This window comes from Pseudoalteromonas sp. CNAT2-18.1, from assembly GCF_022347865.1.
Classification (GTDB): domain Bacteria; phylum Pseudomonadota; class Gammaproteobacteria; order Enterobacterales; family Alteromonadaceae; genus Pseudoalteromonas; species Pseudoalteromonas ruthenica.
Genome location: NZ_JAKRFR010000003.1, coordinates 220,822 through 244,643, shown reverse-complemented (window position 1 = coordinate 244,643; position 23,822 = coordinate 220,822). Strand labels below are relative to the sequence as shown.

Below are 23,822 nucleotides of genomic sequence, written 5' to 3'. Positions count from 1 at the left end.
CTATGGACCAAGACCGCCACGCTACCAGTAGTAAAATGTATGTGCTCGACACCAACGTATTACTCCACGACCCCCTTGCTTTCCTCTCTTTCCAAGAACACGATGTAATTGTTCCAATGACTGTCCTCGAAGAGCTCGACCACATAAAAGACCGCAAACGTGATGTGAGTCGCGATGCACGAGTGGCTATTCGTGCACTCGATGAAGTATTGCGCGATGCCACCCCAGAGCAAATGTTGCAGGGGGTGCTATTGCCCAGTAATAAACGTGCACCAGAAGCGCCTCGGGGTAAACTCATTATTGTTAATGATCATTTGTTTGCAGATAGTATCTCTGGGCTGCCTGGGGATGAAAACGATCACCGCATCATTAACTGCGCAGTGTATCTGCAAAAGCAGTACAGCGACGCCAAAGTGGTGCTAGTGACCAAAGATATCAATATGCGTCTTAAAGCCAAAGGTGCGGGTCTGCATTATGTTGAAGATTACCGTACAGACCAACTGATTGATGATATTACGCTACTGACCTCAGGGTATAAAAAAATAGAGGGGGATTTCTGGCAGCATGTCGGAGAGTGTGAAACCGAGCAGCAAGGGCGCGATGCGCTTCATCACGTTGCCAGAGAGTTAGTACCTGATGTCTTTGCAAATGAATATTTGCTTGATGACAGTGGCCATTTCGCGGCTCGTGTAGTTGGCTATGATGAAGCACATATAACCCTAAAAGACCTAGGAGTCGAACGGCTATTGGCGCGCAGCGCCTGGGGCATTAAACCAAAAAATATTTACCAAGGCATGGCCATGGACGCCTTGCTCGACCCAGATATCGAACTGGTGTTACTCACAGGCCCGGCAGGGTGCGGCAAAACGATTTTGGCCTTAGCAGCCGCCCTTGAAATGATCATCGAAAAAGGCATATACGACAAACTAATTGTGACCCGCAATACCCCTGAAATAGCGGAGTCTATAGGTTTTTTGCCAGGCACAGAGGAAGAAAAAATGGCGCCTTGGCTGGCAGCGATCACCGATTCTTTGGAGGTGTTGCACAAAGGCGATGAGAACCCGATTTCCAGTCGCAACTATATTATGGAAAAAGCCAATATTCAGTTTAAATCAGTGAACTTCATGCGTGGGCGTAGTATCCAAAATGCCGTGGTAATTTTGCAACCCCGAATTGGGGATATTTTAAAGTTTTTACCCCCTTGTTTTTATTGGCCTGTAGAAAAAGTAAAAAGAATTTCCAAAAAAATTGATTACCTTAGCTACTCTGAGCAGTCTCTCAACAATAAACCTTTACTCAAAATTTGTAATTTACAAGAAAAGTACAACACAAAGCCTAGCAACGATTCAATCTTTTGGGAGGCTGCGTAATGAAAAGCTCTATTGATAATCGAAATCCTCGTGTACTAGACACATCTGCATTAGTACATGATCCAAAATCTATTTTTAGCTACAAAGATGATATTTACATCTGTCTAACTGTCCTTGAAGAGCTTGATAACCTGAAAGAAAGAACTAATAAATCGGTAAGTGCCGATGCCCGTATGTGCATTAGAATGCTTGAAGACATTATAAATGGACATACAGCCGAGGAAATGGAAATAGGTATTCCTTTACCATCTACCGAAACAGCCCAGAGAGGAAAGCTTTTCATTGGAATTGACACTCAATTGGATCTGGCTAAGGAGTTAAAGCACGGGATAGGAAGTGATGCTGATAACAGAATAATTAATTATGCTTTATATCTTCAAAAAGAACTCAATAAAGACGTAATAATTGTTAGCCGTGACATTAATATGCGCTTGAAAGCTCGAACCGTAGGGGTCATGGCAGAAGACGTTGCCGTAGATAATCAAATATCAGATATTGATCTTTTATACACAGGGGTACAAGCCTTTAAAGGAGATCTTTTTGATCGAATTAAATCAGACAAAGACTTCAAGGTTTCAGGAGAAGTTTATACTTTCCCAATAAGTCTATTTAATGATGAAGTTCAGCCAAACATGTATTGGTACGATGAAGCTGGACACATTGGGCGAATTTCAGAAGTAACAGATACTGAGGTATTCACAAAGCTATTGCCTCGTAAACAAGAAAAAGTATGGGGCATTTTGCCTAAAAATCAGCGTCAGTCGGTAGCTTTAAGCCAATTAACAGACCCTTACTATGATTTAAATATCATCCTTGGTCCTGCTGGCTCCGGAAAAACTTTTTTGGCAGTTGCTTCGGCGCTGCATCAAGTATTGGAGTTGAAAAAGTACAAAAAAATCGTTGTGGTGCGCTCCAGAGACTTTATGGACGACGATCCGGGATTCTTACCGGGGGATTTAACTGAAAAATCAATGCCTCTTCTGGCAGGTATTACTGACGCATTAATTTCGATGCACTCGGATGATAATCATGAAGGAAATGTCTACGCTACAGTCGAGCATGTGATTGAAAAAGCCAATATAGAATTTACTAGCATGGCTTATTTTCGTGGCCGTTCAATAGACGATGCTGTTTTAATCATTGATGAAGCTCAAAACATGACTAGAGCGCAAATCAAGGGCATGTTAAGCCGTGGTGGGAAAAATTGTCGGACAATCGTATTGGGCAACCTAGCCCAGATTGACGATAAGTTTGTAACACCTGCTTCTTCTGGTGCAAGTGCGGCTGTTAATGTGTTTCGTCATTATGAAAAAGGATCAGTGCTGATTTTTGATGAAGTAGAGCGTAGTAGCTTGGCTGAATTCACTGAAAAGAATATGTAGGCATCAAACTACCATTCACATTTCCTTATAATATTGCGACAATGGCCACTGCTTTTTGCAGTGGCTTTTCAGAGAAGCCCGTTCCCACGAAAACAGGACGAAATGGATTTACTCTGAACTAAAAGATTAAATATTCACATAAAAACTGAGTGACATAGGTGCGTGGCCTAGCGTTGCCGTTTTTTGGTGTATTGATGTCTTTTAAAAAAGAAGACCTGCTAGTAAATATAAAAAGGCAGGCAAAACGATTATCTAAATTATTAACTATTCCCCTTGGACAAGCCCAAGAAGGGGCAGCTATTTGTCTATATGGCTGTGACAGTTACAGCGATTTACTAGTAAAAATAAAAGCTGAATCCTTTGACAACCCATTGATAGCACTGTCTGCACTCTCACCAAACTCGGAAATATTTTTAGTAAAAATATTAGCTAGCCACCTAGATAGCATTATTGGAAATTTTGAAAAAAAATTTCCCGGCTCCAATATAAATGAAGAGATGGTCGTATCCTTGTTTGGGCTTAGCTTTTCAGAGTTCAAACTCAAAATATCTACCTAAAGTTGTACAAATACGTAAGTTGTCATTTTGTTTTTTGGCGATATTATAATAAGAAGGCTGAACGGACAGCCTACGCCTACACATGTTTTTCGCCTTGAAAAACGTGAACAGTGAAGCGGAGCATCCGTAAAAATTTGGTTATTTGAACAATAAATAAAGCAATGTGTTGGTAGGCCATTGTTTATTAGAAAGTTGTTTGGAGAACTAAATGATCTCACTTTATCAATTAAAGAATAAACTCAATAAACAAGCAAAAGAGTTTGCTGAGTTATTAGAGTTTCCTGATCTTTACGCCCAAGGCCTGTGGGCTAGAGGTGTTTATAACTGCCCTCATTTTTCTGATACCCATAATAGCCTCACTGAAGCATTTGAACAGAAAAAACTGGATTCAATTCTAAAGCACGATTCCCTGAAATACTTAATGATCAATGAATACGATGATCAAGAAATTATTGAATCGCTTCATAAAGAAATTGAGTCAATGGCAAACCGTATTGAAAGCCTGATGCTGGTAGATATCGAAACATTAGAGTTAGTTTCAGTGATATACCAAGTATTAGGGTTGCCAGAAGATGCCAAGTTTATTGTAAACACTGGTGCTGACTTTAGGCTGGAGTGGCGACCATATTTCGATGCTTTTGATGATCCGTTGATAGTTCAATATGCAGATTTAAAAGTTCATGGTTGTTATTTCAGGCTCATAGCTTCAAAGTTTCCGGTTGAAAAGCTTTCCTTGAATGACATTAAAAAATACATGTACATCAATCATGTAAACCATGATAGTGAGTTCGAAGGCTGTATTTCTGAAGGAAATACATTTTCTAAGCATGAGCACTGGCTGGTGTTGACACTTGAATTATTCCGTAGCGGCAAAGTAAATAAGGCTCAGTTCAATCCAACAACCTTCAAAATCGAAGGTATGCGCTATTTGGTATATGGCTTCCCACTGATTCCTTCCTTTGTATCTGATTGGCACAAACCTGATTTATGTCTACAGGTTAAAAATCTAGATGGTGATCAAAAGTTCATTGTTCGTATCGATCAGCAAGCTCTTGTTTTCCATGCACGACGTGTCGATACCAATTTTTTTAACACCATCGATTATGAAAAATATATTTCGTTGTATCAGTCTAGCGTTCTGTCACATTTTGATGCTGACAACAATTTACTAAAAGTTAATGGAGTTAAGTACCTTAGTTTTTTCCGCCCGTTTTGCCTAGAAGATAAGAAGGAAGCAAAAGCATGAGACCAAGAGTAAAACTAACTAACGCAACACTTATCTCAATTAAATCTGACTTAGAAGATAAGGTTGAACAGGTGCTTTACGCTACTTTTGCTGAGGATAGTAAGAACGGTAAAAAAGGTGAGGCTTTGTTTTCCACGAAAGTCATGGAAGTAAACGGTCTTGAATATAGAACTTTTGGTGCTGACTTTTATATCTTAGATGCAGAACCCCAAAAGTTTGATGTAGATGTATTTGAGTTCAATTTAATGCATGAGTGTATGTACTCTCCAAATGAGCTATTAGAGTTGCGAGAAATGCTCCCTGCTGGCTATTAGTAGGGAGTAACAAATGGACAAAACATATTTAAAGGATGCTTACATACTCTCGGTCTATGACTATAAAGACTTTGAAAAATCATTTCTTGGGGAGTTTTTGTCAGGGGTTGTTATTGACGATGAAACATTCAGATTTCGGCCATTTGAGCAAATGGTAACTTCAAAGATTGTTAGCAAATCTGCTGATGAGGATAAGTTAGAAATATACACACATAGTGAGAGTTGTTATGTGATTGATGCTGACCATAAGTTAATTGATATTTCGTTTGTTGAACTGGTTGTTATGAGGGCGGGAGCTTATTCGGTAGATCGAGTTTTAGAAATGAGAGAGCAACTTAAGTCTCAAAATAAAAGCCATTGAATAACGAAGATAAGAAGTCTGATGAGATTATTATTTGTCACTTACCTCTTTGAAAAAGTTGACGTTAGTCAAATATTCATAAATGTTTACATGACATCAATTTACTTATTCGAAAATTTGTATTAGCATAGACATGTATATTTTTATGAGAATTTTATGTCTATAGCATTTTCAAAAGTCTTAGTGATAACGCTTATGCTGTTTGCCTTTGTAGGGCAAGCATTTGCGTATTCTGCTATGCCTTGCGAAATGCCATCAGGTTCTCATGAATCACACATGAACATGAACATGAACATGAACATGGATCATGGTGATATGAATAAAAGCAGTAATGGTCAATCAGAAGATTGTTGTGACGTTGAATGTATTTGTCCTGCAAATGCTTGCTCATCTACGACAGTCCTAAATTCCAGTGTTGACTCGACAGATATTCAAATATTGAGTGAATCTGTAGCTGCTATGCAATCTAAACAACCTCATTCAATTTCCACTTCCCTTTATCGTCCACCAATTTTTGCCTAATACAGGATTAGTGCGTCCAAATTTCGCACACATGTAATTAATTTTTCTGTTAGTCAATATAGCGTCGTAGCGCTATAGCTATTTTCCAGCGACGTCTGGGGGCAAAAATGATCAATAAGTATTTAAAAATAGCAGTTGTAATGCTGCTTTCACCTGCGTTTGCAAACGCTAATGAACATAAGCATGCACACAATAACGACGTAACACCTTTGGAGTTAATCGTTTATAAAACCCCAACTTGTGGGTGTTGTAAAAAATGGATAACTCATATTGAAGACAAAGGGATCGTTGCGCATTCCAAAGATTTCCGAAACATCGGCAACATCAAAACTAAGTATGGTATCAAACCTAATTACCGTTCATGCCACACGGCAGTGAGTAGAAATGGGTTTGCCTTTGAAGGTCATGTACCGGCTAAGTTTATTCAGCAGTTCTTGTCAGAAGAGCACCCCAATGCGATTGGATTATCTGTCCCAGCAATGCCTGTTGGCTCTCCGGGTATGGAAGTCGGCGACCGCTTTATGTCATATAACGTATTAATTTTATTTAAAGATGGAACGAGTAAAGTATATGCAGAAGTTAAGGCTTATGAGGAGCAATTCTAATGAGATTAAATGTTTCAAGCCTTACTCTACTTTCAACTTCGCTAATTCTCGGCTTGTCTGTATTCTCAGCTCAAGCTGAGAAAGTAGTGTCACTTGAACAAGCTATCACCTTGGCTCAGCAAAATGATCCTTGGCTTCATGGGAGTCGGTTAAAACAAAGCGCGGTTGAAAATAGAAGTATCGCTTCAGGTACTTTGCCTGACCCCAAAGTATCACTAGGGATAATGAATTTACCAACAGATACTTGGGACTTAGATCAGGAAGGAATGACTCAACTAAAGGTTGGTGTTTCTCAAATGTTTCCTAGAGGTGATAGTTTAAAGATTAAACAAGAGCAATTAAAAATTGAGTCAACGAAATTTCCACTGCTACGAGAGGATCGTAAGGCTAAACTGATAAGCCAAGTATCACAGTTATGGTTAGATGCTTACTTAGCCCAACAAACCATTAAATTGATTGAAGCGGATTGGGCGCTCTTTGAGCAGATGGCGGAAGTTACTAAAGCTAGCTACTCAAATGTTGTTGGTAAAACCAGACAACAAGATGTTATTCGTGCTCAATTGGAAATCGTGCAGTTAGATGACCGATTAACTTCGCAAAAGCAGAAACTAGAAACAACAATCGCTCGCCTTAATGAGTGGCTTCATATCTACGATGCTGCTGGCTTGAATGAATCATTCAACTTTGATACGCAACCATTAGAGTTTAGGGTTTCTAAAAAGTTGCCTACAATTCATTTGAACAATTCAACAGTCCTAAAAGCATCTAATTACTCAAGAAATCTATTGGCTCAGGAGCTTTCGAATCACCCAGCCATACTTGCAATTGATATAAAACGCAAAGCTTCAGAAAAAGCAGTTGAGTTAGCTAAACAGCAATATGAACCGCAATGGGGTGTTAATGCTAGTTATGCCTATCGGGACAATATGCCCTCTGGTGATAGCCGAGCTGATTTATTTTCTGTTGGAGTAACGTTTGATTTACCCTTGTTCACCGAGAACAGACAAGATAAGCAAGTTGCAGCTTCTATTGCAGATTCAGAGACTATTAAAACCGAGAAACTATTACTGACAAAGCAAATGATCAGTATGGTGGAAAAGGAGCTTAGACAGCTTAAGCGTTTATCTGATAGGCAATCTATCTATCAAGAACAACTCCTTAAACAAACTCATGACCAAGCAGAAGCGTCATTGACAGCTTACACAAATGATGATGGCGATTTTGCCGAAGTTGTTCGAGCAAGAATCGCAGAATTAAATGCCAGAATATCAGCCTTAAGAATTGATGTTGACGCACTTAAAACAGTTGCTCGTATCAACTATTTCTTTGCACGTTCTCAATCTAACTCAAATGCTGAACATAAGTCGATGCAAACTTCACACAAAACTAATCAGCACTTATCCAATCAGCAATTTGGAGAAAAATAATGTCAACGAATACTAAAACAATTATTGCCATCATCATTGGTGCTGCGCTAGGCGCAGGAGTATTGAGCTTATATCAAGGTGCAGGGTCAAACAGTAATACAGATGAAACAACATCAGCAGAGAAAAAGCCTCTGTATTGGGTTGCACCGATGGATTCTAATTACCGCCGGGACAAGCCCGGTAAGTCGCCTATGGGGATGGATTTAATTCCTGTGTATGAGGAAGAATCATCTGGTGATGATTTTGGTCCCGGAGCAGTAAAAATTGCGCCTCATGTAGTGAATAACCTAGGGGTTCGCACTGCACCTGTTGAGCTGAAAAATATGCATACTGAAATATCAACGGTTGGTTACGTTCAATATGATGAAGATAAGCTAATTCATATCCACCCACGTGTTGATGGTTGGATTGAAAAACTCTATGTCAAAGCGGCAGGTAACCCTGTAGAGAAAGGGCAGCCTCTTTATACACTGTATTCTCCTCAGTTAGTTAACGCGCAAGAAGAACTTTTAATAGCTTTAAAGCGCGACAATAGTTCCTTAATTTCGGCGGCGAAAGATCGCCTTAAAGCGTTACAGCTTTCAGCAGATTTCATTCAAAAGCTAGAAAAGACTAGAAAAGTTCAGCAAACCATCACCTTTTATTCACCACAAGCAGGTGTTGTTGACGGTTTGAAGATTAGAGAAGGCTTTTATGTCAAGCCGGGAAACACTTTATTAAGCATTGGTCAACTAGATCAAGTTTGGGTTGAAGCAGAAGTGTTTGAACGTGACGCAGCCTTAATTAAAGAAGGACTGCCTGTATCAATGACACTGGATTATTTACCCGGAGAGGACTGGGCTGGTGTCGTTGATTATGTTTATCCAACATTGAATAGTAAAACACGCACACTCAGAGTGAGACTGAAGTTTGACAACCCAGACTATCAATTAAAACCAAACATGTTTGCACAAGTCTCTATTCACGCTAATCAAGCTGATAGCACGATACTCGTACCTAAAGAAGCCGTCATTCGCACAGGTAAACAAGACAGAGTTGTACTTGCCTTGGGGGATGGGCAATTTAAGTCTATCGAAGTGACAATTGGCCGGGTTGATATCGATAGTATCGAAATCTTAGAGGGTCTTAATGAAGATGATGTTGTGGTGACATCTGCTCAATTCTTGATTGATTCTGAATCAAGTAAAAACTCTGATTTTAAACGAATGACTCATGACGAAGTGCCTAGCTCTGTTTGGATGGAAGGCGAAATCAACAGCGTCATGGCGGGACATCGTATGGTTAATATTACTCATGGTCCTGCTGAGGCTTGGGATTGGCCTGAAATGACAATGGACTTCGATGTAGGTGAAAAGGTAGATATTGATTCACTGAAGTCTGGTCAATCTTTGCACTTTGAAGTGAGCAAAACCGAAGAGGGTGGATATGAAGTTACTGGAATTCATATCATGAGTGAGCCTGCTGATATGAGTGAAGAAGTATCATCAGCAACAGTATCAGGTTTAATTAATGCGATTGATATTGATACACGGATTCTAAATATTAGCCGAGGCCCAATAGAGAAGTGGGATAGACCTGCTGCGACGATGGATTTTATCGTCGCGGACAATATAGAAATAGTTGATTTCAATGTTGGTGATAATGTCACTTTCACTTTTGAGGTTAGGGATGACTTAGTTATCACTGAAATCTCTCTTGAATCAGATGAACAACACGGCAAGGAAAATAAAGCTGCTGTTGATCATTCTAATCATTAAGTGGGAGAAAAATAATGATTGAATCAATTATTAGATGGTCTATCGGCAATCGTTTCTTTGTTTTGTTGATTACCTTAATTATCGCGTTTGGTGGTTTGTATTCATTACAAAAAACGCCAGTAGATGCACTCCCAGATCTTTCTGATGTGCAGGTGATAATTAAGACGAGTTATCCGGGACAGGCACCACAAGTTGTGCAGGATCAAGTGACATTTCCACTTACTACAGCGATGCTATCAGTGCCGGGGGCGCAAACTGTTCGTGGTTACTCATTCTTTGGTGATTCCTACGTCTACATTATTTTTGATGATGATACTGATTTGTATTGGGCTAGAAGCCGAGTACTTGAATACTTAAGCCAAGTAGCATCAAGCCTGCCTGATTCGGCAAAACCTCAATTAGGACCTGATGCAACAGGTGTGGGTTGGGTATACATTTACGCTTTAACAGATAAGTCTGGAAACCATGATCTAAGCCAATTAAGAAGCATTCAAGACTGGTTCTTAAAGTATGAACTACAAACTGTTCCGGGCGTGTCCGAAGTTGCCGCCGTTGGTGGTATGGTTAAGCAGTATCAAGTGCAAGTAGATCCTGACAAATTGAGAGCTTACGATATTCCTCTAAGTTTAATACAAATAGCCTTACAAAAAGGGAACAAAGAAACTGGCGCATCCGTTGTGGAAATGGCTGAAGCTGAATATATGGTTACCGCAACGGGGTATATTCAATCAGTTAGTGATATAGAGAAAATTCCACTTGGTATTAACGAACAAGGCACGCCGTTGCGTATTGGTGATGTTGCCAACGTTAACCTTGGTCCTCAAATGCGCCGTGGTATCGCAGAACTTAATGGCGAAGGCGAAGTTGTTGGTGGTGTTGTCGTTATGCGCTTTGGTGAAAACGCTCAACAAACCATAAATGGGGTAAAAGAAAAGCTTGAGTCGCTCAAATCTTCTTTACCAGAGGGGGTGGAGGTTGTCCCTGTCTATGACAGATCGAAGTTAATAGATCGTGCTGTTGATAACCTTTGGAGCAAGTTGCTAGAGGAGCTTGCGGTCGTGGCTATTGTCTGTGTTGCTTTCCTATTTCATCTTCGCTCATCAATTGTGGCAGTTGTTACTCTACCATTAGGTATATTGGTGTCATTCATCATCATGTATATGCAAGGCATCAATGCCAATATTATGTCTTTAGGCGGTATCGCTATTGCTATTGGTGCGATGACTGATGGTGCAATAGTGATGATTGAAAATATGCATAAACATATGGAGAAAACACCACTAACAGATGAAAACCGTTGGCAAATTGTAGCTAAGGCTGCGAGTGAGGTAGGCCCTGCATTATTTTTTAGCTTGCTGATCATAACTGTCTCATTCTTACCTGTGTTTATCTTAGAAGCGCAAGAAGGAAGAATGTTTTCACCGCTCGCCTATACAAAAACCTATGCAATGGCTGCATCAGCAGGCTTGGCAATAACATTGGTGCCTGTTTTGATGGGCTACTTTATTCGAGGCAAAGTCGTCTCTGAAAAGAAAAACCCATTAAATCGATTATTGATTGCTATCTACATGCCTGTTTTAAAGCAAGTCATGAAGTTTCCAAAATTGACAATAGTCGCAGCAGTATTAGTGACTATCGTTGGTTTTTGGCCTGTCGATAAAATTGGTAGTGAATTCATTCCGCCATTGGATGAAGGCGACCTTATGTATATGCCTACTACATATCCCGGCATTTCAATCGGTAAAGCAAGAGAGTTATTGCAGCAAACGGACAAGCTTATTCGCACTGTGCCAGAAGTTGAAAATGTATTCGGTAAAGTAGGACGAGCTGAAACCGCAACTGACCCTGCGCCTCTAACCATGATTGAAACCTTTATTCAATTGAAGCCACGGGAGGAGTGGCGAGAAGGCGTGACAACTGAGTCGTTAAAAGCTGAGTTTGATAAGTTGGTTAAATTTCCGGGCTTAACCAATGCTTGGGTCATGCCAATCAAGACCCGCATTGACATGTTAGCTACAGGTATAAAAACGCCTGTCGGTATTAAAGTCGCCGGACCAGAACTTGATGTAATTCAGGATATCGGCCAACAAATAGAACAACTCTTGCCAGAAGTGACAGGCACAGCGTCAGTTTACTCTGAACGAGTTGCAGGTGGACGATATATCAAGGTTGATATTTCACGAGATAAATCAAGTCGCTTTGGGTTAAATATCGAAGATGTCCAACAAGTAGTTTCTACTGCGATTGGCGGTATGAATGTGACACAAACGATAGAAGGTCAAGAGCGTTACCCTGTTAATCTGCGCTATCCGCAAGATTATCGAGATTCTCCTGAGCAGCTAGCACGATTACCTGTTGTAACACCTAGTGGTCAACGCATTGCACTAGGTGATGTTGCTGATATTCGAGTAGAGAATGGCCCACCGGGTATTAAAAGTGAGAATGCCAGAATCAATGGTTGGACTTTCATTGATATTGATAGCGTTGATGTAGGTACTTATGTTGAAAATGCTAAAGAACACTTAGCAAATAACCTGACATTACCAGCAGGCTATTCAATTACTTGGGCTGGACAATACGAATATATGGAAAGAGCGAAAGAAAAGCTCACCTATGTATTGCCTTTAACACTCGCCATTATTGTTATTCTGCTTTACCTGAATTTCAGAGCGTTTAGTGAAGTGGCTATCATTATCGTTACCTTGCCGATGGCAATGATCGGTGGGTTATGGTTGATGTATCTAGAAGGGTTTAATTTCTCAGTAGCTGTTGGTGTGGGCTTTATCGCTCTAGCTGGTGTTGCGGTTGAGATTGGCGTGATAATGCTGGTTTATCTTAATCAAGCACTTGCTGAGCTTAAGGAAAAAGCGGTGGAGCGAGCAGAACTCATCTCAGATGATGCATATCAAGATGCATTATTGCACGGTGCTGGCTTACGAGTTCGTCCAGTAATGATGACGGTAGCTACAATCATTATAGGTTTAATGCCTATTTTATATGGTACTGGTACAGGTTCTGAGGTCATGAGCCGCATTGCTGCTCCTATGGTAGGCGGAATGACAAGTGCTGTGCTGCTCACGCTTATTGTACTCCCTGCAATTTACTCAATCATTAAAAAGCCTGAAGTAAATGCCTTTAACAAAGAGCTTTCTAACGTGGAGCCTGAGAATAATGCTTAGCACGGCTAGAAAATATCACAAATGGCTAATGGCATTTGTCGGAATACAATTCCTCTTCTGGTCTATTACAGGCGTGTATATGGTGACTATGGATATTCACTATATACACGGCGAAACCTTGGCTAAGAGTGAGGAAGCCAAAATAGATTTAGCAAGTATGGATTACTCCATTGTAAAGCTAGCTGCGGATTATCCTAAAGCTAGCCAAGTTACACTTACTCAAAGTATGGGCCGTCCTTTGTATTCTTTTATTAATGGAGAAAATGGAAAAGTAGCAATAGATGCTAAAACTGGAGCTGTTCAGGCCCTTGTAGATGAAACCAAGGCTAAAGAAATCGCACAATACCATTATGCGCTGAATCATCAAATCGACAGCATAAGGTTGATTAAGTCAGCGACAAACTTGCCTGCTGAGTTGTCCCCAAGGCATTTACCTGTTTGGAGAGTGACGTTTGAGCAATTCTCCACACCGACATTTTATATAAGTCAACAAACAGGATCACTTGTTGCCAAGCGTCATGATTACTGGCGATTGTTTGATTGGATGTGGCGGTTCCACATTATGGATTACTATGATGGAGAAAACGTATCAAACTGGTTTTTGTTCTTGGTCGCAACTCTAGGTCTAATGGGAGCAATTACTGGCGCAGTATTGACTTATTACCGAGTGCTTTCCCCAAATAAAAAGAGAGTCATTTGATGCGACTATTTAAGTTAAATACAACGATACACAAGTGGCTTTCTTTATTTGTTGGTTTACAACTGCTTATTTGGTTGGGAACGGGCCTTTACTTCAATTTGATGGATCACAGTAAAGCCAGTGGTAATGAACTTAGAGTTCATTCTCATCATGAAGGTAGCATTACAGGCTTTGACCTATTCCCTATTAAAGACATTACTAGTAATGCTCCGCAGGAAGTAAACCTTATATGGGTTTTACATCAGCCTTACTATCATTTTGTGTTCGATAAGGGGCAGCATAGCTATCAAGAGCGCCACTCAAAGCTATTTGATGCTGTAACAGGAAAGCCATTTAATTTGTCTGAAGAACAAGTACTAACTTTGGCAAAAAACTCCTACTCAGGACAGGGTAAGTTAACTACTCCAGTGTTATCTCAACCTCCGTTTTCTGATCACGTAAGGCAGCAAAATCCTATGTGGCAAGTTGCCGTTGAGGATGAGAACAATACAACTATTTATTTAGATAGTATTACAGGTCAAGTACTTCGCCATGCCAATGATGATTTCAGATTGAAAGATCTGATGATGAAGCTTCACTTTATGGACTATGGCAATTCTGGAGGATTTAACCATTGGTTGATCATTGCATTTGCTTTTGCAACGCTATTCCTTTCAATTACTGGTGTTACTTGGCTGATACAACAGTATAGAAGTGGTTTACTGAAGCTAGGTTGGGGCACTAACAGGCAAAAAGTGGCAGTGACGTTTTCCAATGAAAATACTATTACTGACATCTCAGCAGTTGGTCGCTCAACTGTATTAGAAGGGCTAGCTAGTTCACATGTATACCTTCCTTCAGGTTGCGGTGGTGGCGGTACTTGTGGCAAATGCGTGTTCTTAAGTTCAACTAAATTACCTATCACACTATCTGAACAGGAACATTTATCTCAGGAGCAACTTAAGGAAGGTTATCGGCTTGGATGTCAGCATAGGTTCTCTGAAATTAGTTCGATTGAAGTTAATACTGATCGCAATATTGAAAATCATGAGCTAGTTGTGGTTGCGACTAATTTCATTACTCCTTTTATCAAGGAAGTGAAATTTAAGCTGAAATCAGGCAAACAGTTGGCATTTAAAGCTGGTGCATATATGCAATTTGATGTGCCAGCAGGGATGAATAGCTTACGTCCAGATGATATGCCAGAGTGCTATGAAAAATACTGGGATAGCTACTATCATGGAAAATTTTCTCATAACGGTGTAACTCGCCACTACTCATTAGTTAACTTTGACGAGGAGTCTGATGAGTTAATGTTTAATATCCGTTGGCAGACCGCAAAGAATGGTTTTAAAGCAGGAATAGGTTCAAGTTATTTAGGTTCACTCCAAGTAGGTGAAACGATAACTGCAAGAGGCCCTTTTTCTGATTTTTATGCCACTTCAAATAAAAAAGTTAGTCGCGTGTTTATAGGTGCGGGTTCAGGACTTGCACCACTGAGGTCTATTATTTTTGAACAGTTGAAAAAGCATAAAGATAAAAGTGGTTTGACTCTTATCTATGGTGCGCGAACTGAAGATGACTTGCTATACCATAATGAATTGAAGTCACTGAGTGAGAAGCATAAAAACTTCTCTTATATTCCTACTCTTTCTAATCCTTCAGAAGAATGGCAAGGGCACTCAGGCTATGTTCAAAAAGTACTTCTGCCGTATATGAACCAAAAAGCAGAACTGCATTTGGCTGAGTTTTACTTGTGCGGTCCAGAAGCAATGATGAGTGAAGTGGAAAAAATAATTACAGATGCTGGGATTCCAAGTAATCAAATTTTCAAAGATAAATTTAGTCGTTAATCCATTAAATAAATAGAGGTATATATGAAAACATTAATTAAACTTTTAACCATAATCAGTGTTGTTTTTAGTAGTGCAGTATTTGCACATGTGCATCTTGAAAAAAGCGTGCCTGCTGATAATGCAATGCTAATGAATACTCCAGAAAAATTGACATTGGGATTTAGCAAAGAGGTACGTGTAGTTAAAGTTACGTTGAAAAATAAAAAAGGTGAAAATATTAAATTTGACTTTAAACCATCAAAAGAAGCTTCCAGAGAGTTTTCATGGGAACTACCTAAATTAGCTCCAACAAACTATATCGTTGATGTGACCTATTTAGGTAAAGATGGACATAAAATGAAAGATAGCTTCGGCTTTATGGTTCATTAGTAAGGCTGTGTGATTGATATGGAAATGTATATCTGGAATACAGTCATTGTACTGTCAAAAATTGTATTTTACGTCGGCTTTGCCTGTATTGCCGGCTATACATTTTTCAGACAAATTTTTGAGCATAATGAATCTCATAGTAATGCTGTAATAGCGAATTTAACGTGGACAAGAACTTATATAGTTATGGCTTTGATCGCTAATATTACTTGGTTCTTTGCCAGTACTGGTGCAATGGCAGAAGAGGGAATTCAGGGGGCGATAGACGCTGATATATTGGCTATTATGTGGGACTCCTCTGTCGGCACTGGAGCTTTGCTTCGAGCGCTTGGGCTAGTTACCGCAATAATCGCTTTAGCTTTAAGGTTCAAACTCGCTGTGAACTCGTACTTAAAACAAAGCGCTTTAATGTTGAGTTTATTAATCCTTGCATACTCATTCACGTTACTGGGTCATATTTCTGAGTTAGGCACAATTGAAAAAGGCTTGCTTATTTTGCATGTGCTCGTTATGGCATGGTGGTTTGGGGCGTTATTGCCACTAAAACAGGCTTGCCATCAGCTAAGTTATGCAGAACTTCATTTGCTGATGGAAAGCTTTGGCAAACAAGCAAGTTTTACATTGAGCCTATTGTTGGTAGCAGGCCTCTGGCTCGTGATTCAATTGGTCGGAAGTCTTGATGCACTAATAAGCTCAAGTTACGGACAAACACTGTTGTTTAAATTGGCCCTTGTAGTGTCTATTTTGGCACTTGCTGCTAAACATAAACTAATACTCGTTCCACAACTTAAAAATAGTCAAGGCAGAGAGGCTTTATCTAAATCTATCTCGATAGAAATGGTAGTAGCTTTTGCCATTTTATCTGTAACGGCTGGGCTTACTAGTGTTGTTGGCCCTGCAAATTAAAACCTAAAAGAGAGAATGAAAATGAAAACAATAAATATATTACTCGTTTTATTAATGACGTTTAGTTTCGCAGCAAACGCTCATGGTGATAAGAACAAAGACAAAGGTTTGTTTAAAGGTATAGATACCCCAGCCGCAAAAGTTGTTTTGGCATTTCATCAAGCACTTGAAACTGGCAATCAAAAACAGGCTAGAGCGCAGTTAGCGGATGATGTCACCATTTTCGAGGGAGGCCGCGTTGAAAGGAGCGCTGATGAATATGCTCATCATCATATGTTGTCGGATATGAAGTATTTAGCAGCGATGAAGAGCGACACACTTGAACATCAAGTGACGATACTTGGAAATACCGCTATCTCTGCGTCGCGCAGTCAAACTACAGGTACTCATAAAGGTGTTGAACGCGATTATCAAGGCATGGAAACGATGGTGCTGGAAAAACAAAATGGTGAATGGAAGATTAAGCACATTCATTGGTCACATTAATTTATTGTTCAAACAACGGAGAGTAAAATGAGAAATAACAATCCATTACATCAAGTTTCTACGCCACGTAGACGCTTTGTACAAGGATTAGCTGCTGGCGGTGTATTAGCTGCTTTTCCAAGTGTTCTTCATGCAGCTTCATCTTTGCTTGCTGGAACTTCAACAGGTACTGCGCCCGAACTAAGTGGGGAAGTCATAGATCTGGTGATAGATGAGTCACCAGTAAACTTCACAGGTGTTGTAAGAATGGCTACAACAATCAATGGCTCAATACCAGCTCCTACCTTGCGCCTCAGAGAAGGTGATGACGTTACTATCAGGGTAACGAATAAATTATCAGTGCCGAGTTCAATTCATTGGCATGGGATCATTCTTCCGTATCAAATGGATGGCGTACCGGGTATTAGCTTTAAAGGTATAATGCCGGGTGAAACCTTTGTTTATAAATTTAAGCTGCAACAAAGCGGCACATATTGGTATCACTCACACAGTGGTTTTCAAGAAATGACAGGTATGTACGGCGCATTAATTATTGAGCCAAGAGAAAAGGATATTATTAGTGCTGACAATGAGCATGTCATCCAATTGTCTGATTGGACTGATGATGACCCAATGGATTTGTTTCGCAAGTTAAAAGTACAGAGCGATGTATTTAACTTTAATCAACCTACTGTTCCAGAGTTTTTTGATGACATTTCAAATAGCAGCGTTTCAAATGCGCTACAACGCCGGGAAATGTGGAATAAAATGAGAATGAACCCTACAGATCTTGCAGACTTATCAGCATCTGCAATGACTTTTTTAATGAATGGTTGTGCGCCTTTGACAAATTGGCGTGGAATGTTTAAAGCTGGCGAAAAGGTTAGGCTTAGATTTATTAACGGTTCTAGCAATACGTTTTTTGATGTAAGAATACCTGAGCTGAAGTTAACAGTTGTACAAGCTGATGGACAAAATGTTGAACCTGTGACAGTAGATGAATTTAGATTTGGTCCCGGTGAAACTTATGATGTACTTGTCGAGCCAAAAAATGACGCATATACGATTTTTGCACAAAGCATGGATCGCTCAGGTTATGCTAAAGGTACTTTATCAATGGCACCTAACGTTGATGCACCAGTACCTTCTTTAGACCCCGTTGAGTGGTTAACGATGACAGATATGATGGGCAATATGACCCATGATAGTGTGCATTCTACAATGGCTGATACGGCAGGTATGTCGGGCATGAATTCTAATAAAATGGATCATAGTGCAATGGGTCATGGAGCGATGGCAATGGATCATAGTAAACATGGAATGACTAAAAACCCATTAGCTGTTGCTAGCACTAAAGTGCGTCATGCAAAAACAGAGTATGGAGCTTCTGTTGATATGCGTGTTGATATGCCTAGAACAAACCTTGATGATCCCGGTATAGGTTTACGTAAAAATGGACGCCGTGTTTTAACACTTGCAGATTTACATTCTCTTGAGGGAATTACAAGCCAGCAAGAGCCTGAGGCTGAAATTGAATTACATTTAACTGGAAACATGGAGCGTTATAGCTGGTCATTTGATGGCTTGGAATTTGGAAAAAGCACGCCAGTTCACATGAAGCATAATCAACGTTTAAGAGTTATTTTACAAAACGATACAATGATGACACATCCAATGCACCTGCATGGTATGTGGAGCGATTTGGAGAATGAAAAAGGTGATGTACAGGTTCGTCGCCATACTATCCCTGTACAACCAGCGCAAAGAATTAGTTTTTTAACAACACCTCATGACGTAGGTCGCTGGGCATGGCATTGCCATTTATTATTCCACATGGATGCAGGTATGTTTAGAGAGGTAGTTGTATCATGAGAAAATTAATACTAACCAATACGTTAAAACTATTATTAATAGGTTTGCCCCTTATAAGTGTATCTGTATCTGCAAAAGATGAGATGACTGAGGTGGGTGATTCTAAAATGCAAGCACAAGGTGGAGATGCACCTAAAGATGCTAGAGACCCTCATGCTTATGCCGCAGGTACAACATTGACTGAAGGTCCTTATGCACTCAATAGCGACAAACGACTGACTTTGGCAGATGAGCATTCATTTTACGCGCTACTAGGGGATCGTCTTGAATATAATGAGCAAACAAACGCAGGTGTTTTTGACTTTCAGGCATGGTATGGCACTACTTTTGATAGATTAGTCATCAAAACTGAGGGAGATTTTAGCGAAGGTAATTTAGAGGAGAACCAAACAGATTTTCTATGGGGCCACGCAATATCTGCTTATTGGGATACACAAGTCGGTATTCGACTTGATTACAATAACGAAGGTGAAAACCGCAAATGGCTAGCTTTTGGTTTACAAGGTCTAGCCCCTTACTGGTTTGAAATTGATATGACTGCGTATTTAGGAGAGCAAGGTAATAGTGCATTTTCGATCGAAGCTGAGTATGAGCTATTACTTACTCAAAAGTTAATTGTTCAACCACGAGCAGAGTTGACGCTTTACGGTAAGGATGACGTCCAAAATAACCTTGGTAGTGGCTTATCTAGCAGTGCTATTGGTTTTCGGGTTCGTTATGAGTTTACCCGCCAGTTTGCTCCCTATGTTGGCGTTGAGTGGACAAATAAATTTGGTAATACAGCCGAATTTGCGAAGTTAAATGGGCAAAGTACTCGTGATACTGCTTTTGTTGCAGGTATCAAGTTCTGGCTCTGATGTGAAGAAATACTATATTGACTTGATGAGAGCTACCGCAACTATATTGATGGTAGCTTTTGTTTTTTGGGATTTAAACCATTTTAGTTATGTTAGGAAAGGCCTAGCTAATAGTTTTTTTGGAAAGAACTAAGAGCAGTAATAGTAAGCTACTTCTTGTTTTCAGTCTGTGCCAGTCTGGTGTATACCTATCAAGGTGGAATATCAGCTAAGAAGTAAAGTTGGCGAATGGTAAAGGTTAAAGAGTCAAGCCAAAAAACATCGCCATTGAAAGACGTACAATAGACTATTTTATCACTTTTGATGAACGGGAATTGGGTGTGCTCGGGATAGAACCGATTGTTGCAAAGTACTGCGCTTAAAGCTGAACAATTGGAAAAATGATCCCTTACTCAATACCTAGTTATGAGCGTAGGGTTTTTATTTTTTTTATGGTGCTCATGCTTGGCTTCAATCTCATGAGTATAAATCAGACACCCCTTTTATACTTGTTAAGTTTAAGCTGTTTAAAAAAGTAAAAAGTTTAGGTTTTAGTTCAAAGGTTGATCAAGATCATAAAATTATTTTTATAAAGTGGCTAATATTGTAGGAGCTAAAGAAGGAATGATAATGTTTGGACTTTTCAGGTGGTTTAAAATAGTGATAATAACTGTGTTGCTTACGCAGCATAGTTTTGCTACAGCTAAGCCAATGAATTGTGAAGAACATCAAAATGGATCTTCCGACACGCATATTATGCAACGAAGCAAAAATATTCACCATCAATCAATGAATGACAATAGTCACTATCACACTGTAAACTCGCAAGACTCTAAACACCGTCATGGTGATGAAGTCTGTGAAAAATGTAAAGCTAGTGATTGTGTTTGTTGTGAGGGGGGATTTTGTTCAAGCTTTCATTTAAATCCCTATCTTGTGCAAGCGCAAGAGGAAGGTATTTGCAATATTTACTCTGAGCTATTTCTACAGCGTACACCTCTACCAAAATCTGGTATCCATCTCTTACTTTATCGTCCACCAATTATTGGCTAATCACGGGATCAGTGCGTCTTTTTTTCGCCACTCCCATCAAAAATAGAATGACTTATTCATTGATTTAAATAATCAATTGTTTTGAACGATTAGTACGATATTTTGAAGGCACTATGAAAATTCTCAAACTATTGCCATTTACAGTACTTAATGCTGTCGATTTTGGCCGAGATTTCTCTTTTACCAAAAAATTATTTTTTAGCTTATTCACTAGAATTAGTACTTGACCTGTGTCTTAGACACAGGTCTAAGCTGTAGGTGAGAGTACAAACTTAGGTGAAAAACTAAGGAGTAAATATGAAAGTAGCAGAACTGTCAAAAAGCCTTGGAACGACTGCTGATACGGTGCGCTATTACACGCGATTGGGACTGTTAAAACCTGCTAAGTCAGTGAACGGCTACAAGTCATACTCGAATAAAGAAGTATCGAGACTTAAGTTCATTTTAAGTGCCAGAAATCTTGGTTTTTCCGTTGCTGATATCAAGCAAATTCTTAATGAATCTGAAGATGGTACAAGTGCGTGCCCATTAGTCAGAAGCCTCATCAAAGAGCGGCTTGAAGAAACAGAAAAACAGTTTCAAGCAATGTTGGCACTTCGAGGGAAAATGTCTTCAGCGCTTTCTCAATGGGAAGAAATGGAAGACAAAGCGCCGACTGCAAACATGGTTTGTCATCTCATCGAAAACTTTGAACAAATTAAAAAGGCATAGGAGGAAAAATGGTAACTACTAATACAAATATAGAAACCGAATCAGGCTGTTGCTGTCAGGCAAAAACTCAATCCTCTTCGTGTAAAAGTAAGGAGAATACGTTGGAAAAAACATCACAAAGCCAACAGCTCATCATTGAAGGCGCTGGGTGTGCTAGCTGTGTAGGCAAAATTGAAGGGGCGTTAAAGGCAACTCATGGAGTCGTCAGTGCAGAAATGAATTTTGCTGATAGGACTGTAACAGTTTCTGGGACAGCTAAGACAGAAGAATTGATCAAAGCTGTTGAGTCAGTGGGGTATAACGCGAAGCCAATTGATGATAGCTCAGCAACAGATGCGCTTGACGAGAAAGAGGCGGCGGATTGGGCATATTACAAAAAGCTAATGCGCGATACGTTTATTGCCCTTTCACTCGGCGTTCCTTTGATGATCTACAGCATTGTAGTTGGAGAAATGACAGTTGAAACAAACCTTGAACGCATGTCTTGGCTGGTTGTCGGTATTTTAACTTTTGGTGTTATGTATTTTTCAGGTAAGCATTTTTATGTTGGCGCTTGGAAAAGCTTTAAAAACCACTCCGCTAATATGGACACACTAATAGCTTTGGGAACAGGTACAGCTTGGGTGTACTCAATGGTTGTTGTGTTTGCACCTGACGCCGTTCCATTGATGGCACGACATGTCTATTTTGAAGCTACCGCCATGATCATTGGCTTAATTGATTTAGGTCTAGCATTAGAAATAAAAGCCAGAGGTAAAACCTCTGAGGCCATTAAACGTCTTATCGGCTTGCAGGCCAAAACGGCAACTGTAGTTCGTGATAATAAAGAGGTTCAGATAGGTATCGAACAGGTTTTGCTTCATGATGTTGTGAAAGTAAAGCCGGGTGAAAAAATTCCCGTAGATGGCGTTGTATTGGAAGGACACACCTCTATTGATGAGTCCATGCTGACAGGCGAACCTATGCCTGTTGAAAAAGCCGAAGAAGATGAGGTTGTCGCTGGTACTTTGAACAAATCAGGCATGATTTTATTTAGAGCGACACGCGTTGGTAAAGACACGGCGCTTGCACAGATCATCAATATGGTGAAACGAGCGCAAAATTCAAAACCGCCGATTGGCCGCTTGGCCGATGTTATTTCCGCCTATTTCGTTCCTGTAGTCATGATCATCTCGGTGTTAAGTGCGTTAGCATGGCTTAACTTTGGCCCTGAGCCAGCAATTGCTTTTGCTATCGTATCAGCAACTACTGTGCTTATTATTGCCTGCCCGTGTGCTTTAGGCTTGGCAACGCCTATGTCTGTCATGGTGGGAGTAGGAAAAGCAGCAGAAGCCGGAGTACTTATTCGCAACGGTGAGGCACTGCAAACCGCCTCTAAAATCACTGCCATGATTTTAGATAAAACGGGCACTATTACTGAAGGGGCACCTAAGGTAACCGATATTGTTTTAGCAAAAGCTACTGACGAAAAAGACGTACTACAGCTTGCAGCAAGTTTAGAAAGCGGCTCAGAGCACCCTTTAGCGCAAGCGATTGTTGAAAGTGCTTTAGATAAGGATATTGAGTTACTAAAAATTGAATCGTTTAATGCTATTACGGGTTTTGGTGTAGAAGCAAACTGTAACAATAAAGTCCTGCTTTTTGGTAACGATAAACTAATGAAGTTAAAAGGCATAGACCTCACAGGCTTTGTTGGAAAAGCCCAGTCTTTAGCCAAAGAAGCCAAAACACCTATGTACTTTGCTGTAGATGGTGAACTTGCCGCAATCATTGCTGTCGCAGATCCCATTAAGTCAGACTCAATCTCTGCTATCAAACGGCTTCAGGCTAATGGTATACGCGTCATCATGTTAACAGGTGATAACAAGGAAACCGCTGCCGCTGTTGCCAAAAAAGCAGGTATTAGCGAATTTCTTGCTGAGGTGCTGCCAGAAGATAAAGCCAACAAGGTGAAAGAGCTACAAGGCAGTGGCGAAATTGTTGGTATGACAGGAGATGGCATCAACGATGCTCCTGCGCTAGCGTTAGCCGATGTTGGCTTCGCCATAGGCACAGGGACTGATGTAGCTATCGAAAGTGCTGACATTACCCTAATGCGTGGTTCACTTCATGGCCTTGCCGATGCCATAGCGGTAAGCAAAGCTACTTTACGAAATATCAAACAAAACTTGTTTGGCGCGTTTGTCTATAACGTAGCTGGGATTCCTTTTGCTGCGGGGGTTCTATATCCCTTCTTTGGCATTCTGCTTAGCCCTGTAATTGCAGGTGCTGCAATGGCGTTTTCGTCATTGACTGTGGTGTCAAATGCAAATCGACTTCGCTTTTTTAAAGCAAAAGAGCATTAAGGAGAAGAGC

The 23,822-nt window shown here is 40.2% G+C and carries 21 protein-coding genes; all 21 read left to right on the top strand.

Going from position 1 to position 23,822, the window contains the following annotated elements; genetic code table 11:
* The first annotated feature begins 2 nt into the window (after positions 1-2).
* Complete coding sequence (locus MHM94_RS07965) at positions 3-1,370, top strand: PIN domain-containing protein (RefSeq protein ID WP_235419338.1); 1,368 nt, start codon at positions 3-5, stop codon at positions 1,368-1,370.
* Entirely contained in the window at positions 1,370-2,752 is a 1,383-nt protein-coding gene (locus MHM94_RS07960; RefSeq protein WP_062566157.1) for a PhoH family protein, read from the top strand. Before MHM94_RS07965 ends, MHM94_RS07960 begins: the two co-directional genes overlap by 1 nt.
* Before the next feature lie 194 nt (positions 2,753-2,946).
* Positions 2,947-3,309, top strand: coding sequence for a hypothetical protein (locus tag MHM94_RS07955; protein WP_016708261.1), 363 nt, complete (start codon positions 2,947-2,949; stop codon positions 3,307-3,309).
* A 208-nt stretch (positions 3,310-3,517) separates the two neighbouring features.
* Complete coding sequence (locus MHM94_RS07950; protein WP_016708260.1) at positions 3,518-4,555, top strand: hypothetical protein; 1,038 nt, start codon at positions 3,518-3,520, stop codon at positions 4,553-4,555.
* Entirely contained in the window at positions 4,552-4,869 is a 318-nt protein-coding gene (locus MHM94_RS07945) for a hypothetical protein (protein WP_045979610.1), read from the top strand. The genes MHM94_RS07950 and MHM94_RS07945 overlap by 4 nt, the downstream gene beginning before the upstream one ends.
* 13 nt (positions 4,870-4,882) lie before the next feature.
* Positions 4,883-5,230, top strand: coding sequence for a hypothetical protein (locus MHM94_RS07940; RefSeq protein WP_045979609.1), 348 nt, complete (start codon positions 4,883-4,885; stop codon positions 5,228-5,230).
* A 156-nt stretch (positions 5,231-5,386) separates the two neighbouring features.
* Entirely contained in the window at positions 5,387-5,752 is a 366-nt protein-coding gene (locus MHM94_RS07935; RefSeq protein WP_235419339.1) for a hypothetical protein, read from the top strand.
* Between the two features lie 107 nt (positions 5,753-5,859).
* Positions 5,860-6,357 (top strand): DUF411 domain-containing protein, encoded by a 498-nt coding sequence (locus MHM94_RS07930; RefSeq protein WP_016708256.1) that lies wholly within the window; start codon positions 5,860-5,862, stop codon positions 6,355-6,357.
* Entirely contained in the window at positions 6,357-7,784 is a 1,428-nt protein-coding gene (locus MHM94_RS07925) for a TolC family protein (protein ID WP_062566153.1), read from the top strand. The genes MHM94_RS07930 and MHM94_RS07925 overlap by 1 nt, the downstream gene beginning before the upstream one ends.
* The gene (locus MHM94_RS07920; RefSeq protein WP_055022008.1) at positions 7,784-9,541 is read left to right on the top strand and encodes an efflux RND transporter periplasmic adaptor subunit; all 1,758 of its coding nucleotides are present in this window, start codon (positions 7,784-7,786) and stop codon (positions 9,539-9,541) included. Before MHM94_RS07925 ends, MHM94_RS07920 begins: the two co-directional genes overlap by 1 nt.
* Before the next feature lie 14 nt (positions 9,542-9,555).
* Positions 9,556-12,720 carry an efflux RND transporter permease subunit gene (locus MHM94_RS07915; RefSeq protein ID WP_055022009.1) on the top strand — a complete coding sequence of 1,055 codons (3,165 nt, stop codon included), beginning with the start codon at positions 9,556-9,558 and terminating at the stop codon, positions 12,718-12,720.
* A 79-nt stretch (positions 12,721-12,799) separates the two neighbouring features.
* Complete coding sequence (locus MHM94_RS07910) at positions 12,800-13,420, top strand: PepSY domain-containing protein (RefSeq protein ID WP_235419340.1); 621 nt, start codon at positions 12,800-12,802, stop codon at positions 13,418-13,420.
* Positions 13,420-15,252, top strand: coding sequence for a 2Fe-2S iron-sulfur cluster-binding protein (locus tag MHM94_RS07905; RefSeq protein WP_045979604.1), 1,833 nt, complete (start codon positions 13,420-13,422; stop codon positions 15,250-15,252). Before MHM94_RS07910 ends, MHM94_RS07905 begins: the two co-directional genes overlap by 1 nt.
* Positions 15,253-15,276: 24 nt before the next feature.
* Positions 15,277-15,624: a copper resistance CopC family protein gene (locus MHM94_RS07900; protein ID WP_016708251.1), complete on the top strand. Its 348-nt coding sequence runs from the start codon at positions 15,277-15,279 to the stop codon at positions 15,622-15,624.
* An 18-nt stretch (positions 15,625-15,642) separates the two neighbouring features.
* Complete coding sequence (locus tag MHM94_RS07895) at positions 15,643-16,530, top strand: CopD family protein (RefSeq protein ID WP_045979603.1); 888 nt, start codon at positions 15,643-15,645, stop codon at positions 16,528-16,530.
* 15 nt (positions 16,531-16,545) lie between these two features.
* Complete coding sequence (locus MHM94_RS07890; protein ID WP_008467847.1) at positions 16,546-17,016, top strand: nuclear transport factor 2 family protein; 471 nt, start codon at positions 16,546-16,548, stop codon at positions 17,014-17,016.
* A 27-nt stretch (positions 17,017-17,043) separates the two neighbouring features.
* Positions 17,044-18,867 carry a copper resistance system multicopper oxidase gene (locus tag MHM94_RS07885; protein ID WP_045979602.1) on the top strand — a complete coding sequence of 608 codons (1,824 nt, stop codon included), beginning with the start codon at positions 17,044-17,046 and terminating at the stop codon, positions 18,865-18,867.
* Positions 18,864-19,724, top strand: coding sequence for a copper resistance protein B (locus MHM94_RS07880; protein WP_235419341.1), 861 nt, complete (start codon positions 18,864-18,866; stop codon positions 19,722-19,724). Before MHM94_RS07885 ends, MHM94_RS07880 begins: the two co-directional genes overlap by 4 nt.
* A gap of 609 nt (positions 19,725-20,333) precedes the next feature.
* Positions 20,334-20,756 (top strand): hypothetical protein, encoded by a 423-nt coding sequence (locus MHM94_RS07875; protein ID WP_045979600.1) that lies wholly within the window; start codon positions 20,334-20,336, stop codon positions 20,754-20,756.
* 297 nt (positions 20,757-21,053) lie between these two features.
* On the top strand, positions 21,054-21,467 hold the full coding sequence (locus tag MHM94_RS07870; protein ID WP_045979599.1) for a MerR family transcriptional regulator: 414 nt from the start codon (positions 21,054-21,056) through the stop codon (positions 21,465-21,467).
* 101 nt (positions 21,468-21,568) lie between these two features.
* Positions 21,569-23,812 carry a heavy metal translocating P-type ATPase gene (locus MHM94_RS07865; RefSeq protein WP_045979598.1) on the top strand — a complete coding sequence of 748 codons (2,244 nt, stop codon included), beginning with the start codon at positions 21,569-21,571 and terminating at the stop codon, positions 23,810-23,812.
* Positions 23,813-23,822 lie beyond the last annotated feature (10 nt).

Excerpts from the sequence above, each read along its gene's own strand:
- MHM94_RS07965 (WP_235419338.1), top strand. The coding sequence starts at position 3 with ATGGACCAAGACCGCCACGCTACCAGTAGTAAAATGTATGTGCTCGAC.
- MHM94_RS07960 (WP_062566157.1), top strand. The coding sequence starts at position 1,370 with ATGAAAAGCTCTATTGATAATCGAAATCCTCGTGTACTAGACACATCT.
- MHM94_RS07955 (WP_016708261.1), top strand. The coding sequence starts at position 2,947 with ATGTCTTTTAAAAAAGAAGACCTGCTAGTAAATATAAAAAGGCAGGCA.
- MHM94_RS07950 (WP_016708260.1), top strand. The coding sequence starts at position 3,518 with ATGATCTCACTTTATCAATTAAAGAATAAACTCAATAAACAAGCAAAA.
- MHM94_RS07945 (WP_045979610.1), top strand. The coding sequence starts at position 4,552 with ATGAGACCAAGAGTAAAACTAACTAACGCAACACTTATCTCAATTAAA.
- MHM94_RS07940 (WP_045979609.1), top strand. The coding sequence starts at position 4,883 with ATGGACAAAACATATTTAAAGGATGCTTACATACTCTCGGTCTATGAC.
- MHM94_RS07935 (WP_235419339.1), top strand. The coding sequence starts at position 5,387 with ATGTCTATAGCATTTTCAAAAGTCTTAGTGATAACGCTTATGCTGTTT.
- MHM94_RS07930 (WP_016708256.1), top strand. The coding sequence starts at position 5,860 with ATGATCAATAAGTATTTAAAAATAGCAGTTGTAATGCTGCTTTCACCT.
- MHM94_RS07925 (WP_062566153.1), top strand. The coding sequence starts at position 6,357 with ATGAGATTAAATGTTTCAAGCCTTACTCTACTTTCAACTTCGCTAATT.
- MHM94_RS07920 (WP_055022008.1), top strand. The coding sequence starts at position 7,784 with ATGTCAACGAATACTAAAACAATTATTGCCATCATCATTGGTGCTGCG.
- MHM94_RS07915 (WP_055022009.1), top strand. The coding sequence starts at position 9,556 with ATGATTGAATCAATTATTAGATGGTCTATCGGCAATCGTTTCTTTGTT.
- MHM94_RS07910 (WP_235419340.1), top strand. The coding sequence starts at position 12,800 with ATGGTGACTATGGATATTCACTATATACACGGCGAAACCTTGGCTAAG.
- MHM94_RS07905 (WP_045979604.1), top strand. The coding sequence starts at position 13,420 with ATGCGACTATTTAAGTTAAATACAACGATACACAAGTGGCTTTCTTTA.
- MHM94_RS07900 (WP_016708251.1), top strand. The coding sequence starts at position 15,277 with ATGAAAACATTAATTAAACTTTTAACCATAATCAGTGTTGTTTTTAGT.
- MHM94_RS07895 (WP_045979603.1), top strand. The coding sequence starts at position 15,643 with ATGGAAATGTATATCTGGAATACAGTCATTGTACTGTCAAAAATTGTA.
- MHM94_RS07890 (WP_008467847.1), top strand. The coding sequence starts at position 16,546 with ATGAAAATGAAAACAATAAATATATTACTCGTTTTATTAATGACGTTT.
- MHM94_RS07885 (WP_045979602.1), top strand. The coding sequence starts at position 17,044 with ATGAGAAATAACAATCCATTACATCAAGTTTCTACGCCACGTAGACGC.
- MHM94_RS07880 (WP_235419341.1), top strand. The coding sequence starts at position 18,864 with ATGAGAAAATTAATACTAACCAATACGTTAAAACTATTATTAATAGGT.
- MHM94_RS07875 (WP_045979600.1), top strand. The coding sequence starts at position 20,334 with ATGTTTGGACTTTTCAGGTGGTTTAAAATAGTGATAATAACTGTGTTG.
- MHM94_RS07870 (WP_045979599.1), top strand. The coding sequence starts at position 21,054 with ATGAAAGTAGCAGAACTGTCAAAAAGCCTTGGAACGACTGCTGATACG.